The organism is Solibacillus silvestris (genome assembly GCF_051967575.1).
GTDB lineage: Bacteria > Bacillota > Bacilli > Bacillales_A > Planococcaceae > Solibacillus > Solibacillus silvestris_B.
In genome coordinates this window covers 50,200-65,613 of sequence record NZ_JBQCJW010000004.1, presented here as the reverse complement: position 1 = coordinate 65,613, position 15,414 = coordinate 50,200, and the positions used below count along the sequence as shown (strand labels likewise).

Annotated in this window: 14 protein-coding genes; 10 read left to right on the top strand and 4 right to left on the bottom strand. The window is 42.9% G+C overall.

What is annotated here, in order from left to right:
* The first annotated feature begins 45 nt into the window (after window positions 1–45).
* Window positions 46–2,232, top strand: a complete 2,187-nt coding sequence (locus tag ACTHOQ_RS03785) for a DNA topoisomerase III (RefSeq protein WP_440494337.1) — start codon at window positions 46–48, stop codon at window positions 2,230–2,232.
* Between the two features lie 78 nt (window positions 2,233–2,310).
* Here ACTHOQ_RS03785 and ACTHOQ_RS03780 read toward each other — a convergent pair whose 3' ends face one another.
* Entirely contained in the window at window positions 2,311–3,393 is a 1,083-nt protein-coding gene (locus tag ACTHOQ_RS03780; RefSeq protein WP_440494336.1) for a DUF4179 domain-containing protein, read from the bottom strand.
* Window positions 3,377–3,940, bottom strand: coding sequence for a sigma-70 family RNA polymerase sigma factor (locus ACTHOQ_RS03775; protein ID WP_440494335.1), 564 nt, complete (start codon window positions 3,938–3,940; stop codon window positions 3,377–3,379). Before ACTHOQ_RS03775 ends, ACTHOQ_RS03780 begins: the two co-directional genes overlap by 17 nt.
* Window positions 3,941–4,341: 401 nt before the next feature.
* Here ACTHOQ_RS03775 and ACTHOQ_RS03770 point away from each other — a divergent pair, with 401 nt between their 5' ends.
* Entirely contained in the window at window positions 4,342–4,659 is a 318-nt protein-coding gene (locus tag ACTHOQ_RS03770) for a hypothetical protein (RefSeq protein ID WP_440494334.1), read from the top strand.
* A gap of 189 nt (window positions 4,660–4,848) precedes the next feature.
* Window positions 4,849–5,481 carry a nitroreductase family protein gene (locus ACTHOQ_RS03765; protein WP_440494333.1) on the top strand — a complete coding sequence of 211 codons (633 nt, stop codon included), beginning with the start codon at window positions 4,849–4,851 and terminating at the stop codon, window positions 5,479–5,481.
* A gap of 97 nt (window positions 5,482–5,578) precedes the next feature.
* Here ACTHOQ_RS03765 and ACTHOQ_RS03760 read toward each other — a convergent pair whose 3' ends face one another.
* Window positions 5,579–6,439, bottom strand: coding sequence for an EAL domain-containing protein (locus ACTHOQ_RS03760; RefSeq protein WP_440494332.1), 861 nt, complete (start codon window positions 6,437–6,439; stop codon window positions 5,579–5,581).
* Between the two features lie 271 nt (window positions 6,440–6,710).
* On the opposite strand from ACTHOQ_RS03760, the gene ACTHOQ_RS03755 reads away from it, so the two are divergent.
* The 4 genes from ACTHOQ_RS03755 (at window position 6,711) to ACTHOQ_RS03740 (ending at window position 10,090) form a co-directional block, all read left to right on the top strand.
* Complete coding sequence (locus ACTHOQ_RS03755) at window positions 6,711–7,457, top strand: putative metalloprotease CJM1_0395 family protein (protein ID WP_440494331.1); 747 nt, start codon at window positions 6,711–6,713, stop codon at window positions 7,455–7,457.
* A 263-nt stretch (window positions 7,458–7,720) separates the two neighbouring features.
* The gene (gene ybaK, locus ACTHOQ_RS03750) at window positions 7,721–8,209 is read left to right on the top strand and encodes a Cys-tRNA(Pro) deacylase (protein ID WP_440494330.1); all 489 of its coding nucleotides are present in this window, start codon (window positions 7,721–7,723) and stop codon (window positions 8,207–8,209) included.
* Window positions 8,210–8,223: 14 nt separating this feature from the next.
* Window positions 8,224–8,841: a YczE/YyaS/YitT family protein gene (locus ACTHOQ_RS03745; RefSeq protein WP_440494329.1), complete on the top strand. Its 618-nt coding sequence runs from the start codon at window positions 8,224–8,226 to the stop codon at window positions 8,839–8,841.
* A 58-nt stretch (window positions 8,842–8,899) separates the two neighbouring features.
* Entirely contained in the window at window positions 8,900–10,090 is a 1,191-nt protein-coding gene (locus ACTHOQ_RS03740; RefSeq protein WP_440494328.1) for a glycine C-acetyltransferase, read from the top strand.
* A 281-nt stretch (window positions 10,091–10,371) separates the two neighbouring features.
* Here ACTHOQ_RS03740 and ACTHOQ_RS03735 read toward each other — a convergent pair whose 3' ends face one another.
* Window positions 10,372–11,553, bottom strand: coding sequence for a pyridoxal phosphate-dependent aminotransferase (locus ACTHOQ_RS03735; RefSeq protein WP_440494455.1), 1,182 nt, complete (start codon window positions 11,551–11,553; stop codon window positions 10,372–10,374).
* A 157-nt stretch (window positions 11,554–11,710) separates the two neighbouring features.
* Here ACTHOQ_RS03735 and ACTHOQ_RS03730 point away from each other — a divergent pair, with 157 nt between their 5' ends.
* The 3 genes from ACTHOQ_RS03730 to ACTHOQ_RS03720 all read left to right on the top strand — a co-directional run bounded on the left by ACTHOQ_RS03730 (window position 11,711) and on the right by ACTHOQ_RS03720 (window position 15,172).
* Window positions 11,711–12,502 carry a carbon-nitrogen family hydrolase gene (locus ACTHOQ_RS03730; RefSeq protein WP_440494454.1) on the top strand — a complete coding sequence of 264 codons (792 nt, stop codon included), beginning with the start codon at window positions 11,711–11,713 and terminating at the stop codon, window positions 12,500–12,502.
* 1,083 nt (window positions 12,503–13,585) lie between these two features.
* Window positions 13,586–14,839 carry a Y-family DNA polymerase gene (locus tag ACTHOQ_RS03725; protein ID WP_440494327.1) on the top strand — a complete coding sequence of 418 codons (1,254 nt, stop codon included), beginning with the start codon at window positions 13,586–13,588 and terminating at the stop codon, window positions 14,837–14,839.
* 12 nt (window positions 14,840–14,851) lie between these two features.
* Window positions 14,852–15,172, top strand: coding sequence for a YolD-like family protein (locus tag ACTHOQ_RS03720; RefSeq protein ID WP_440494326.1), 321 nt, complete (start codon window positions 14,852–14,854; stop codon window positions 15,170–15,172).
* The last annotated feature ends 242 nt before the right edge of the window (window positions 15,173–15,414 follow it).

The following is a 15,414-nucleotide window of genomic DNA, read 5'->3' as shown; positions in this document are numbered from 1 at the left end:
ATGTGTGCTATAGTAAACACAAGGATTTTTGAAAGGATGAATTGTATGGCTAAAAGCTTAGTATTAGCAGAAAAACCTTCAGTCGCGCGCGATATTGCCAATGTGCTGAAGTGTCATAAAAAAGGAAATGGCTTTATGGAAGGGGACAAATACATCGTCACTTGGGCGCTGGGGCATCTGGTGACACTCGCGGATCCGGAAAGCTATGACGAAAAATATAAAAAGTGGAGTTTAGAGGACTTGCCGATGTTGCCGGAGCGTCTGAAACTGACGACGATCAAGCAGACAAGCAAACAATACAACGCGGTCAAATCCCAGCTTACGCGAAATGATGTGAATGAAATCATCATCGCGACAGATGCGGGCCGTGAAGGGGAGCTTGTTGCGCGCTGGATTATTGACCGCGCAAAGGTGAACAAGCCGATAAAGCGTCTGTGGATTTCGTCGGTTACCGATAAAGCGATTAAAGAGGGCTTTGCAAATTTAAAGCCAGGCAAAGCATATGAAGATTTGTATTATGCGGCGGTTGCCCGAAGCGAGGCCGATTGGTATATTGGACTGAATGCAAGCCGTGCACTATCGACGAAATTCAATGCACAGCTAAATACAGGACGCGTCCAAACTCCTGTTGTCGCAATGGTAGCCGCACGCGAAGATGAAATTAAACATTTCAAGGCACAAACCTATTACGGCATCGAGGCACAGACAAAGGAATTAAAATTGACATGGCAAGATGCTAACGGCAATTCCCGCAGCTTCAATAAAGAAAAAATCGATCAAATCGTTCATGCTTTAGATAAGCAGGACGCGAAAGTGATCGATGTTGAACGCAAACCGAAAAAATCTTTCTCACCAGGGCTTTATGATTTGACGGAATTGCAGCGTGATGCAAATAAAATGTTCGGCTACTCGGCGAAAGAAACGCTGAACATTATGCAAAAGCTGTATGAGTCGCATAAAGTGCTCACATATCCGCGTACCGATTCGCGCTATCTTTCATCAGATATCGTCGGCACATTGCCGGAGCGTCTAAAAGCTTGCGGTGTTGGAGAGTACCGTTCTTTGGCGAACAAAGTATTGACAAAGCCGGTCAAAGCGAATAAATCATTTGTCGACGACAGCAAAGTGTCGGATCATCATGCCATCATTCCGACTGAAGAATATGTGAATTTCGCGAACTTCAACGACAAAGAGCGCAAAATTTACGATTTGGTTGTAAAGCGTTTCTTGGCTGTCCTTTTCCCGGCATATGAATTTGAGCAATTGACGGTACAAGCCCAAATCGGGAAAGAGAAGTTTATCGCGCGCGGCAAAACGGTTCTTTCTGCCGGATGGAAGGAAGTTTACTCGAATCGTTTTGATGAAGAGGAACCACATGATGATGTGAAGGAGCAATTATTGCCGCGGCTTGAAAAAGGGCAAGTATTAAAAGTGAATTTACTTGCACAAACGTCCGGGCAAACAAAACCGCCTGCTCGCTTCACGGAGGCAACATTGCTATCGGCGATGGAAAACCCGATGAAGTATATGAACACACAAAATAAGGAACTTGCCGATACGCTGAAATCAACGGGCGGATTAGGAACAGTCGCGACACGTGCGGATATTATCGACAAATTATTCAATTCCTTCCTTATTGAAAAGCGCGGAAAAGATATTCACATTACGTCAAAGGGCCGCCAGCTGCTGGACTTGGTGCCGAATGAACTGAAATCGCCTGAAACGACGGCACAGTGGGAGCAAAAGCTCGAGCAAATTGCTAAAGGCAAGCTGAAAAAGGATATGTTCATAAATGAAATGAAGCAGCATACTAAAGCGATCGTTTCGGACATTAAAAACAGCGACAAAAAATTCAAGCATGACAACATCTCGACAAAGTCCTGTCCGGATTGCGGAAAGCCGATGCTGGAAGTGAACGGCAAAAAAGGTAAAATGCTCGTATGCCAGGACCGTGAATGCGGCCACCGCAAAAATGTCTCACGCGTAACGAACGCCCGATGTCCGCAATGCAAGAAAAAGCTGGAATTGCATGGACAAGGCGATGGACAAATTTTCGTATGCCAATGCGGCTACCGCGAAAAATTATCCGCATTCGAAGCGCGCCGCAAAAAAGAAGGCGGCGGTAAAGTGGATAAACGCACCGTCCAAAAGTATTTGAAAGAGCAAGAAAAAGAAGCGGAGCCGATCAATAACGCGTTTGCGGATTTATTGAAAGGCATGAAATTTGATTAATCATTTGAATAGACAACAAAACGCAAGAACATTGAATTGAAGCGACAATGTTCTTGCGTTTTTGCTTTCGGCGTTCTATTATTTTGGGATTTCTATAATGATATCGTCAAGCATCATTGTTTCCTTTGGTGCGTTGCTGTCATAGTCGCGGAACAGAACGCCGTTTTCCTGCACCTCATCTGCTTCCATCAAATCAAAGAACGGGGTAAACGTGAGAGTTTTGGCATCCGGATGCAGTTTTTCATAGGTGAACATGTATTCCAGATCGCCTGGCAGTTCACCTATACCGCCATTCATTCTCGATCTGTACGTATTTCCTAAATCGTCTGTCACTTTAAAGCCCGATACGACAAAGTCCCATTTTTCCTGAAGAAGTTTATTTTTTACATTTTCCTTGAAATTGACCATAAAGGAAATCGGTGTATATGTGACTTTATCCAATCGAATACCCATATCCTCTTTTTCGGATTCCCGCTCTACGATTTGTACCGTATTTTCGGTTGCCTTCGCGTAAACCTCAAAATTCCAGTTTCCTTCTATAAATTCTTTTTCATCCCTGCTGGCAAGCTTGCTAATATGGAACTCGAAATCCGCCTCCTGCAATGATTCCGTCAGCGGCAGTATTGCACTTGTCAAGCCGGCATATTGATTTTCTCCGACTTTTTCAATTCTATTCACGGTATCAAAGAGGGCGTGTTCCTGTCCATTCACCTTAAATTCAGTAGTCAGCTGCGGTGTCTCACCTAAATCTTTGTCTGTCTCAATAAGGTAGCCGACAAAAAACACTTTGCTGTCAAATAAACTCTCATTTACAGTGATTTTGACACCGCTATTTTCCGCTGTAAGATTCTGCCGCTCGGCCAGTTCTTCATAGCCTGCCAGTATCTCTTCCTTGTCCGAGAAAAGCTTTAATATGCTGTTGACAATCGGTATCTCCTGGGCAAACGTCGTGTAGGACAAACCCGCGAGTGATGCAGCCCCGATGCCGAGCGACAGGCAGACGGCTGCGGCGCCTTTCATCCATTTCCGCGATTTTGTTTTCGATATTCGGTTTTTCATGTCTTTTTTAAACTGCGCCTTTTCAAATTCCGTTACATCCGCTTCCTCAAACTCATATACATCAATGTCAATATCATTGAAGTGTTTAAATAGATTTTTCAATTGGAATGCCTCCTAGAGCTTTTTTTAGTTTTTTCCTCCCATTGTAAAGCCGGTTGTCGATTGCCGATTTCGTCATCTGCAACTGACGGGCAATATCCTCTGTATCCAAATCGAGAAGATACCTCATAATGAAGATCTTCTGGTCGACAGGCTTTAATGTTGCGATAATTGCCTGAATGTCCTCCAGCTCCTCCAAGCGGGTGCTTTTATATAGCGCATGGTCAGCCGGTGCCAGCCCCATATCCGAAACGTGGCTTTCCTTTTTCTTCATTTCCGTCCGGTAATGATCGATCGCTTTGTATTTGGCGATGACACAAACCCATTTTTGAAACGCAGCCGCATCCCCGCTGAATTTTTTCGCGTTTTTCCAGATGGAAAATAGAATGTCGTTAATGCATTCCTTTGGGCTATCGTTCTGGCCAAGCGGTCCAAGCGTTTTAAGGACAACCCCTTTTATTAATGGAAGGTAGTGGTCGATTACGTAATCAAGAGCCTCTTCTTTGCCGGCTTGAAGATGTTTTATAAAATTCTGCTCATTAATCTTCATCTCTTTCTCCTTTAATCCCGTATTGATATTGCAAAAGCTTTTACACTATATATAACGGTAGGGGCCTTATTTTTTTCGCAAAAGTTTTAAAAAATTTGAACTTTTGTGGATATAGCCAAAAATAGGTTTAAGTTTGCTTCGTCCGCATCGGGCAGATGACTATAATTTGCAGCGGAAAAGGCAATGGAAATGGCATGTGCTGAGCTGAAGCGAAAGAAGTGAAAGACTGGACGGCAAACAAAATCGAGTTGGGGTGAAAAATAGAGCAGTTCGCATTGAGGGGATTTATGGAAGCTCCTATTATAAGCATGGTTTCATTGGAGTATTTCAAATGTCTAAGCTGTGAAAAAATGTGCACATATAATATGGTACGGCTCTATATTAGCAGGGAGGTGAATAATATGCCATATTATCGGCAAGATGTCAGAATGGGGAGATTTCCCGCGGGTGGCCAACGATTCGGCCCTCCTCAAATGGCAAGACAACGAATGGAAGCGCCTAGATTCGATGAATTTTCGCAGCCTGGAGAGGCTTTTTACCCGTCCTATCCGTTTCATCCAAGACAGGGGCAGCAGTTTAACCCCTATCCGCAAGCACCGAATTCCAGATATGGAGGTTTATCGGATAATCTGAATACAATGATGGGCCATGTCGGAACAATTACAAATGGAATAAATATGATGAGGCAAGTCGGTGCAATGCTCAGCCTTTTTAGATAGCCTATTTAAATGATTGAACAATATTAAGCCTATCAATAGAAAATTATTGATACGCTTTTTTTGTTTGAAGAAAAGTATTCTTCAATTGTATAGGATGAAAATATTGACAAACGAAATATCATTATGGTAAATTTACCTCGAAATAAAGATAATTAAATTCGAAGTAAATTGGAAAAGAGGCAGCAAAGCATGAACTTTGAAGAATTAGTAAAATCTCGTCACTCCGCAGTAAACTTTCTGGAAAACGAACAGATGACTGAAGAAGATTTCAAAAATATATTCGAGCTTACAAAAACAGCACCAAGCGCTTACAATTTGCAGTTTACGAATTATTTGGTCATTACAAATAAAGATAAGAAGGAAAAGGTGAAAGAGTTAAGCTACCATCAATATAAAATCCATACAGCAAGTGCCGTTGTCATTGTGATGGGCAATAAAAACAGTATTGAAATGCCTGAAGCCGAGAAAATTTACGGGCCGCTGAAAATGCTGAAAATAATGGATGAAGTTGATTATGAGACGACGATGAATATGATAAAAGGCTATAGTGATGGATTAAAAGGGGAGCAAGGCGCATTAAATTTAGAGTTATCGTTGAATGCCGGCCTTCATGCAATGCTTTTTATGCTGAGCGCAAAGCATTATGGATTTGATACATGTCCAATGCATGTCCACAATGTGGATGAGCTAAGAAAAGAGTTCAATATCCCGGATCATTTGGAGCCTGTCATGATGATTACGGTTGGCAAAAGCGTGGATAAAGTTCGTGCGCGTGGTTATCGCAAGCCGGTCGGGGAATTTGTCAATTTCAACGGCTATTAATAAAAGTGAACATAGACTACTTAATATCCATTATTTTATGGATGCTAAGTAGTCTTTTTTGGGGGAAATATGCTTTTCCATGAGGATAGACATCAAATTATTCATCACATGGGTTTTTCCCGAAAATTAAATTCTCATTAGGGCGTCCAATCGCGTACCCTTGCGCATAATGGACACCGGCTGATTGGAGAAATTCATACTCCGCCTTCGTTTCGACTCCTTCTGCAATGACTTTTGTGCCCGATTCAATCGCATAATTCAAAATGACCGTCAAAAGCTGCTGCTGGGCACTGTGCTGATCAATGTCCTGGATAAGAGAGCGGTCCAGCTTTATAAATTCAGGCTTTAAATAAATCAATGTTTTTAAACTGTTGTATCCCGACCCGACGTCATCAACAGCGATGCGGTACCCTTGTGAACGATAATGCGAGAGCACGCGCGCAAATTCCTCAAAGTCCGACACAGCACTCCGCTCCGTCAATTCAAATACGACTTGCTCCGGAGAAATATTCAACGTTTTCAGCAATGCAAGCGTTTCTCCGCTATGGTAGTTTTTATCGAGCAGCACATTCGGATGGATATTGAGGAACAATGCGGAACTTTTCGCTTCAGCAAAATCGAGCAGCTTTTTATGATAGCGCACGAGCGATATATTGCGGCAAAAACATTCAAATAAAAAAACTTTATTTGTGTGCCCGACAAAATCGTAAAAAACATCGGCATTTTGAAAAAGCTTCAGGGCGATAGGACGATTGAGCGCTTCGAACCCAAAGGTGCTTTTATTTTTTACATCATATATTGGCTGAAAACAGGTATTCATCGCTTCTTGCGCAATAATGTTTTTCAACGCAATCGACCGGGCAAAATGGAGAACCGTTTTATTTTTTAACAGGAATCGCTGTACATATTTTCTAAAATCGATAGAAGGGGTAATTTGCGCTTTCGCCAAGGATTTCATTTAAACACCTGCTCCAAGTTATTATCATTGATTGTAAACGATAATTGTTTTTATATTATAAAGCCTATGTAAAAATTGTTTTTATTTTTAGGGATCGGGTATTTTATAAACTACAAAAAGCTAGTCCAATTTACAGGTGATTAAAATAGTAGCTGCTAGTAAGAAAGTTCTGAATGTGTATAATTTATGAATAAATTCTATTTTTCCCCGATATATATTGATAGACTAAATTAAAAAGCAGCGGGAAATTTACTAAAAGAGGTGAGAATAGATGAAAATATCCAGCCTATTGCATAGCTTTAATCCGGATTTGGAAGAACGAAGACGCATCCAACAGCGAAAAGAGGTTGGCGAAGTTTATAAAAAGCATGCGAAATATGCGGATGCGAGCAAAAATCCGATGCTTCAAGCACTTGAAAATTTGCTTTCCGGCAAGACGGAAAAGGAATTGCATGTAGCGGATGCAGCGGCCCGCAAAGATGTGCAGCAAGCGGAAAAAGAAGTCATCGCCCGCGATAATGTGCATGCGGCAGGAGCGACAACATATACGCATGTGACTGCTCCGGACAATCAGCGTTATATTAGCAGCGGCGAAGCGGCGGTCCAAATACCATCCGCTAACGATGCCTCCGATGAAACGCTAGAACTATTGGAAAAAGTCCGTCAGGCAGCATTGGCGCCGGCCGAGCCTTCACCTCAGGATTTACGCATTGCAGAAAGTGCCTCTGCACAAATTCAGCAAGTTCGTCCAGACAAAGCGGAGGAGCAAATGGAACGAGGATATCAGGAGGAAACAGCCCCGTTCGCAAATGAAGATTTAACATTTGATATGCCTGAAAAGTTCCAAAAAGACTTCATCCGTAATCCAGACGAGCAAACCATGTTTGGCCGGGATTTGGAAAGGCTTCTATTCCAGCGGACATTCAATACAGCGACGCAAAAGTATAGTTCGCATATTGCAATGGTGAACAACGGCTATCGCCCGGCAGATGAGCCGATTTTCTCGGAAGTTGCATAATGAAGGGTACAGCCCGCTTCAGCGAAAATACTGGAGCGGTTTTTTATTTGCAAAAAATCGCCGAAGCATAGCGCATTAGCAGGTCATCCAATGTTATACTATGTTCAAAGTTCAGCTTATTTCGGCAGGTGTTCAACAATTCGCTGAAATGTACGAACCGAGGCTAAAAATATCGCATCGTGCGGCAACGGCCGACTGACCCGCGTCCTGCAGAATCCGGACACAATTGCGCCGAGGCTTATTGATAAAAAGGAGTGGTCATTTTGGCGAAGAAGCAAACAAAAACAAATGCGATTCGTTTAATCGAGCAACAAAAAATTACACATGAAGTTTTTGAATATACGATACAAAATGGCGAGGCGGTTGATGGTCTTACTGTTGCCGGCAAAATCGGCCAGCCGGTGGAAAAAGTATATAAAACATTAGTCGCCACCGCTGGAAAGGGGAAATATTTTGTTTTCGTTATCCCGGTCGACGCGGAACTTGATTTGAAGGCAGCCGCAAAGGCGGTGGGCGAAAAGAAAATAGAAATGATTCCTGTAAAAGAGTTGCTCAGCTTAACAGGCTATATGCGCGGGGGATGTTCTCCGATCGGCATGAAAAAGCTGTTTCCGACATTTGTCGAGCAAGCCGCAAAAACGCTCGATTATATAATCGTAAGCGCAGGAAAAGTAGGGATGCAAATAAAGCTTGCGCCCGCAGATTTAGCAAAGGCAACGAATGGGCATTTTGCCGCGATTGCCGCAAAATAGAAAGAAGGATTATTGTGTCGAAGAAATTTAAATGGCAGTGGGGAAGTTTTTTTACAGGATTGATCGTGATGGCATTGGGGGTTACGATGACGATTAAAGGAAATGTCGTCGGTACGGCTCCTTGGGATGTTTTGCATATTGGCCTTTTCAAGCAATTCGGTTTGACAATTGGTTCATGGTCAATTTTAATGGGGCTTTTTATCATTAGTGCAACATCGCTCTATTTAAAACGGATTCCAAAGCTGGCGACGATTTTAAATATGCTGTTGATTGGTTCGTTCATTGACTTTTTCAACTGGCTATTGCCCGAGGCGACTATATTTATGTTTGAAATCGCTTATTTTACAGCAGGCTTTTTTGTTATGAGTGCTGGCTGTGCTCTCTATATTGCGGCAAGTTTAGGCGAAGGTCCCCGCGATACAGTGATGATGATTATTGCGAGTAAAGGCTATTCCGTAAAAACAGGGCGTATGGTAATGGAAGTATTTGCAGCGAGCGCGGGCTGGCTGCTTGGCGGTCCTGTTGGCGTCGGGACGGTTATTTTAGCGCTCGGCACAGGCTATATTATTCAGCCGTCACTATTTTTCTTCAGAAGAAAGCTTGAGGAAATAATCGGGGAGTCCCTTACATAAAAAATACATACCATATGCTAAAATAAAGAGGATGTTGAAATCGAAAGGATGGACGAGCATGTCAAACGTATTAAATACTTTTTTGGATGAAAATCTGCATGCATTACACTCACAAGGTTTATACAATGAAATCGACCCTGTTGAAGGTGCAAATGGGCCGATTATTCAAGTGGCAGGCAAACAGCTTATTAACTTATCTTCGAATAACTATTTAGGCTTGGCGACAAATGACGAACTGAAAAAGATTGCGCAAGACACAATCGCTTCATATGGTGTCGGTGCGGGGGCTGTCCGTACAATTAATGGCACGCTCGATCTGCACGTGAAATTGGAAGAAACATTGGCGAAATTTAAAGGTACGGAAGCTGCCATTAGCTATCAATCAGGCTTCAACTGTAATATGGCGGCAATTTCGGCGGTTATGGATAAAAATGATGCGATTTTATCGGATGCATTAAACCATGCTTCCATTATTGATGGCTGTCGTTTATCAAAGGCAAAAATCATTCCATTCGCACATGCGGATATGGATGATTTACGTGCAAAAGCGAAACAAGCGAAGGAATCGGGTCTTTACAATAAAGTTATGGTCATTACAGATGGTGTGTTCTCGATGGATGGCGATATTGCGAAATTGCCTGAAATTGTGGAAATTGCAAAAGAATTTGATCTAATTACGTATGTAGACGATGCGCACGGTTCTGGCGTTACAGGCAAAGGTGCAGGGACAGTGAAGCATTTCGGTTTGCAAAACGAAATCGACTTCCAGATCGGTACATTATCGAAAGCGATCGGTGTTGTCGGCGGCTATGTAGCAGGGAAGAAAAACCTGATCGATTGGCTAAAAGTTCGTTCCCGTCCGTTTTTATTTTCTACAGCATTGCCGCCAGGGGATGTTGCGGCAATTACACTTGCTGTGGAGATGATTATGGAATCGACGGAACTGCATGACAAACTTTGGGAAAATGGCGATTATTTAAAGAATGGCTTAAAGGAGCTTGGCTTTAATATTGGAGAATCTGAGACACCGATTACACCTTGTATCATTGGCGAAGAAAAGCTGACACAGCAATTCTCGAAACGTTTACTTGAAGAAGGTGTGTATGCGAAGGCAATCGTATTCCCGACAGTGCCAAAAGGAACAGGACGCGTGCGCAATATGCCAACAGCCGCGCATACGAAGGAAATGCTTGATGACGCATTGGCGATTTACGAAAAAGTAGGTCGTGAATTAGGCGTAATTAAATAAAGAATGAAAGCTCAGCGCTATTTTGAGGATAGTGCTGGGCTTTTTTATATAAAGTAACCGACCCAAATTCGCTTGCTGCTCCAATTGAGGATTATCGTATGTGAATTGAGGATTAAATCCAAGTTGATGGGATGACGAAATTCACGAGAGAATATTATCTAATTAAAAGGACAATGCGGAGAATAAACCGTCGTCTTCACCGCATTTCAAAGCGCAGAGAAATGTAATTGTATGAAAAGCATAATAGGGCAACAAAATCGTTAAGTGCTTATATGGATGAATTATTCTAAAATCATTTCTGTAAATAGCCCGAGCTTCGCCACACGCTGCATTGCTTCACGCAGACGCTCTTCATCGACGAGAAGTCCCACACGAATATAGCCTTCGCCATACGCCCCGAAGCCATTTCCGGCCGCGACCGCGATATCGGCCTTTTCAAGCAAAAGGTCGGCAAATTGTTCGCTCGTATAAGGTACGGGCACAGGAAGCCATGCGAAAAACGAGCCTTTTGGTGCGGTAATATCCCACCCGATTTTTCGTGCTTCTTCCACGAGTGCATTGCGGCGGCGCTCGTACAATGCGCGCAATTCGTCTACACAATGCTGCTCTTCGTTCAATGCGGTAGCTGCCGCCTGTTGAATCGCAGGGAATTGACTGCAAAATAAATGGTCCTGAATAATATTAATCGCCTCAATCATTTTCGCGTTGCCAACTGCAAAGCCGATACGCCAGCCTGCCATATTATAAGACTTCGATAATGTATAAAGCTCAATGCCTACCTCTTTTGCCCCTTCTGCCTGCAGGAAGCTTGGAGGACGTTCACCGTCAAAGCCGATTGCCCCATATGCAAAATCATGTGCAACAGCGATATTGTTTTCCTTAGCAAGCTGAACGGTCTTCTTGAAGAAATCATATGTTGCGACACCGCCAGTCGGGTTGTTCGGATAGTTTAAATACATAAGTTTTGTGCGTTGTACGACTTCTTCCGACAATGCTTCATAGTCCGGCAAAAATTGGTTTTTCGCTTCAAGCGGCATCGTGTCGAACTTCACATCGGCAAGTGCAACGCCTGACAAATAATCGGGATAGCCAGGGTCGGGAAGCAGCATATAGTCGCCTGGATTGAGCAGTGCAAGCGGAAGTTCTACCAAACCGATCTTTGTTCCGCCAAGTATCGCTACTTCCGTATCCGGGTCGATGTCGACATTATATTCACGTTTATAAAAATCGGCTGCCGCCTGCTTTAATTCCGCGATGCCGCGAAATGGGGGATACTTATGTGTTTGCGGATCGTTTGCCGCAATTTGCAGTGCTTCAATAATATGCGCTGGTGTTGGCTTGTCTGGATTACCTTGGCCTAAATTGATTACATCACGTCCTTGTATGATTGCGGCATTCACTTTATTCACAAGTGCGGCGAAAAATTGCGGCGGGAGTTGCTGCAGCTTTTTCGAGAATTCTATCATTCGTTCATCACCCCTAAAAATATTAAATTAATCTTAGTATTTTTCTAGGTTTAAGTAAAGTGAAGATTATGATAATTTGGGGCGGAATGTTAAAATGAATATGGGTATGCGAAAGCTCTATTTCGCATTGAATTTACTAAAGGCGGTGTCATTTATGAAAATCGGTTGTATTCAATTAAATGTAGGATTTGGCAAAGTGGATGAAAATTATGAACGGGCGGAAAAGTTCATCCGCGAAGCAGTGGCGGGCGGTGCGGAAATCATTGTATTGCCGGAAATGTGGAACACAGGATATGCACTCGAAAAATTGGGCGAGCTTGCAGATATAAACGGTGAACGCACGCAAGCATTTTTAAGCGGGCTTGCAAAAGAATTGGCGGTACATATTGTAGGCGGATCGGTGGCGGTAAAGCGCGGCGACAAGTTTTATAATACGATGTACACATATAATCGTGACGGCGAATTAGTCGGCGAATACAGTAAGGCACACTTATTCCGCTTAATGGATGAGCATTTGTATTTGGAGTCAGGCAGCGGGATGAACCGCTTTGCATTAGGTGAGCTAGAAGCAGGCGGTGTCATTTGCTATGATATCCGCTTCCCGGAATGGCTGCGATCCCATGCACTGGACGGTGCAAAGGTGCTGTTCGTTCCAGCCCAATGGCCGACACCCCGCATCGACCATTGGAAAATTTTACTGCAGGCGCGTGCGATTGAAAACCAATGCTTTGTTGTTGCGGTGAACCGGATTGCCCGCAAAGTGGAAAATTTCAATGGACAGTCGATGATTATCGGTCCATGGGGCGAGGTGCTTTGGACGGGCGCAGAGGATGAGGAGCTGGCGATTATTGACGTTGATTTTTCAAATGTCGATGAAGTGCGCGGCCGCATTCCTGTATACGAGGATCGCCGCCCAAGCCTTTATGAAAAAGTGATAATGGAATAAATTTGTGGAGCGCACTTGGCTGATACCGGTGCGTTTTTTTTTAGGAAACTATAGATTTTGGCAATGTAGATAACTTTATAAAAAAGTGTTGTCCCCGTCCAAGCAAACCGCGCCAATTCTTCGCACCATTAGGCCCCACCACGCAAAAGAAAGGCACTGAAAATCCACGGTTATTTAAAATCTACTATCATTTTTAATAAGGGCTTCTCTTTTGGATTGGAGTGGGCGAAATTTACACTCCCTGATAGAAATTCCGGCTCTTAATTAAATTAATAAGAAAAATAACCGGAGATTTTCCGGTTATTTGCGCAATGTGGCTCTTTTTGGAGTAAATAAGAGGAATTTTTCCGGTTATCCAAAGAAAAATATTCTATTTTCATGTTTTTTAGGTCAATAGGCGGAATTTCTCCGTTTATTGAGAGCATTTTTTATTGTATTTTTTATATAAGGGGAATTTTTCCGTCTATTTCTTAAAGAGGCACTTAAATGGACCGCCCCCCGTTAATAGCGGATCCCTTTTCATCCAAGTTGCGGTGATCTGTCTCTTTTTTGCCATCAAGCCGCTTCGCTGAAAATATGCTTATATTTCCTCGGGGATTTTCAGCTGGCGAATAAAGTAGGCAGACACATTTACTGAAGAAACGGGACTGGCAGTTGTGCCCGTAAAAAACTGTTAATTGAAATGAAAGCCCAAAATTAAAAAGACAGATCTTCAGCGCCCTTTGCAAAAGTGGTGGAACGTTTACTTTTGCGTCGGGTCCTCCAATATCTGTCGGAGTTGAACGGGCGCTTTAGCACTTTTGTTGCTGCATGGGAAAGGAGTCCGCCAAATATTAGGGATTTACTCTTAAATGCTGATTTTGCGGTAGCCGCAACAAGTTGCAGCCAACCTTGGCACAAAGCTTCTATCATATTATACGAAATGCAATAATAAAATCTTGCTCTTGTCCCTTCATTACCGTTGCATATCCTAAATCGCATCATAAAAAATGCAATTTAGAATTTCCCACTACTTTCCACTTGCCATCTCATATATCTCATTTTAATATAAGAACAAATGTTCGTTATGAGGAGATGAGCTTCATGTATGAAAATGCGCCTGAACGTTCGATTGTCTGTATTGATATGCGTAGTTTTTATGCGAGCTGTATTGCATTAGTTGAAAATTTAAATGTAATGGAGGTGCCGATTGCGATTGTCGGGAATTTTCAGCAAAAGGGAAGTGTTGTGCTTGCAGCGTCCCCGCCGATGAAAAAGCGATTTAATATTCGCTCAGGCTCACGTCTTCATGAAATTCCGCCACATCCCGATATCCGTCTATTCGAGGCGAAAATGTCGTTGTTCATACGTATGTCGATGGAAATTACACGTCTGTTCAATTTGTTTGTGCCAAAAGAAGCAATCCATGTATATAGTGTCGATGAGAGCTTTATCGATTTAACAGGAACGGAAAAATTAAGAGGTGCGCCCGAGGAAACAGCGAAATACATTCAACAGCTTGTCTACAATCAGTTTGGAATTCCTTGTGTCGTTGGTTTTGGACCTAATATGCTCATGGCAAAATTAGCGCTTGATATCGAGGCGAAAAAAACGGGTTTTGCGAAATGGACATATAATGATGTACCGGCAAAATTATGGCCCATCATGCCATTGTCTACAATGTGGGGAATCGGCCGTCGCACAGAAAAGACATTGAACCATATGGGCATTTACTCTGTTTATGATTTGGCGCATACCGACTTGGCTTTATTGGAGGAACGCTTTGGTGTCATCGGCAATCAGCTTTATTATCATGCATGGGGTATCGATCATTCGACTGTTGGCGCACCGATAGTACAAGGGCAGATCAGCTTCGGCAAAGGGCAAATGCTTATGCGCGATTATCAAAGCCGGAAAGAGATTTTAGTCGTGATGCTTGAAATGTGCGAGGATGTAGCAAGACGTGCGCGCGAGGCAAAGAAAATCGGACGGACAATTTCGCTCGGGCTTAGCTATAGCAAAAATGCATTCGGGGGCGGCTTTCACCGTTCGCGCACAATTGATGAGCCGACGAACGATACATTGAAAATATTTGAAATATGCAAACAGCTGCTCGACGAATTTTATACAGAGCGCCCGGCACGCAAAATTACGATTACATTAAGCAATATTGAAAGCGAATATTCGATGCAGCTAAGCTTGTTTGATGAGACAAAATGGCGCAGCCGCAAGCTTGGGGAAACGATGGACCACTTGCGTGCAAAATATGGGACGACATCCATTTTGCGCGCCGTCTCCTATACGGAAGCAGGCACTGCGCTTGCACGGGCGACATTGATAGGCGGGCATAAACAATAGGGAGTGAATGTGATGAACAAAGACAGAGGTGTGATCAAATGGACAGCAATGATGCTGCCGGAGCATGTAAAGCTGCTGCGGGAATGGCAAAAGGAGGATGTGCTAGTTGCACAGCCGCAATTGGATGAAGCGCAATTGGAACAAATTAATATAAATTTGCAGCGGGCCTATAAAGAGCATTGTCCTATCCAACTGAAAATATGGGAACAAACAGGCATGCATACTGTTTCGGATATTATTCAAAAGGTAAATTTCCATGAACAATATATAAAGCTGGAAACCGGCGCGAAAATCCAATTTCGGCAAATTTGCGAAGCGTCAATAGATGATTAGAAATTCCCTTCTTTTAGAGAGAGGAGCTTTATTCAATATAAAAAAACTTTTTGCATATACACCTGCTTGTACATCAAACACTCCTGTACTAGTCGAAATAACTTCCCGCTATATACACCGCAATGGGTTGCCCGAAAAGCCGATCTAGACAGCTCTCCCTATCCGAATATTTCACGCGTACAAATGTATTGCTGAAAAAGAATATTTTTAACATATTGTTTTTTAGAAAAGAACACCCTATA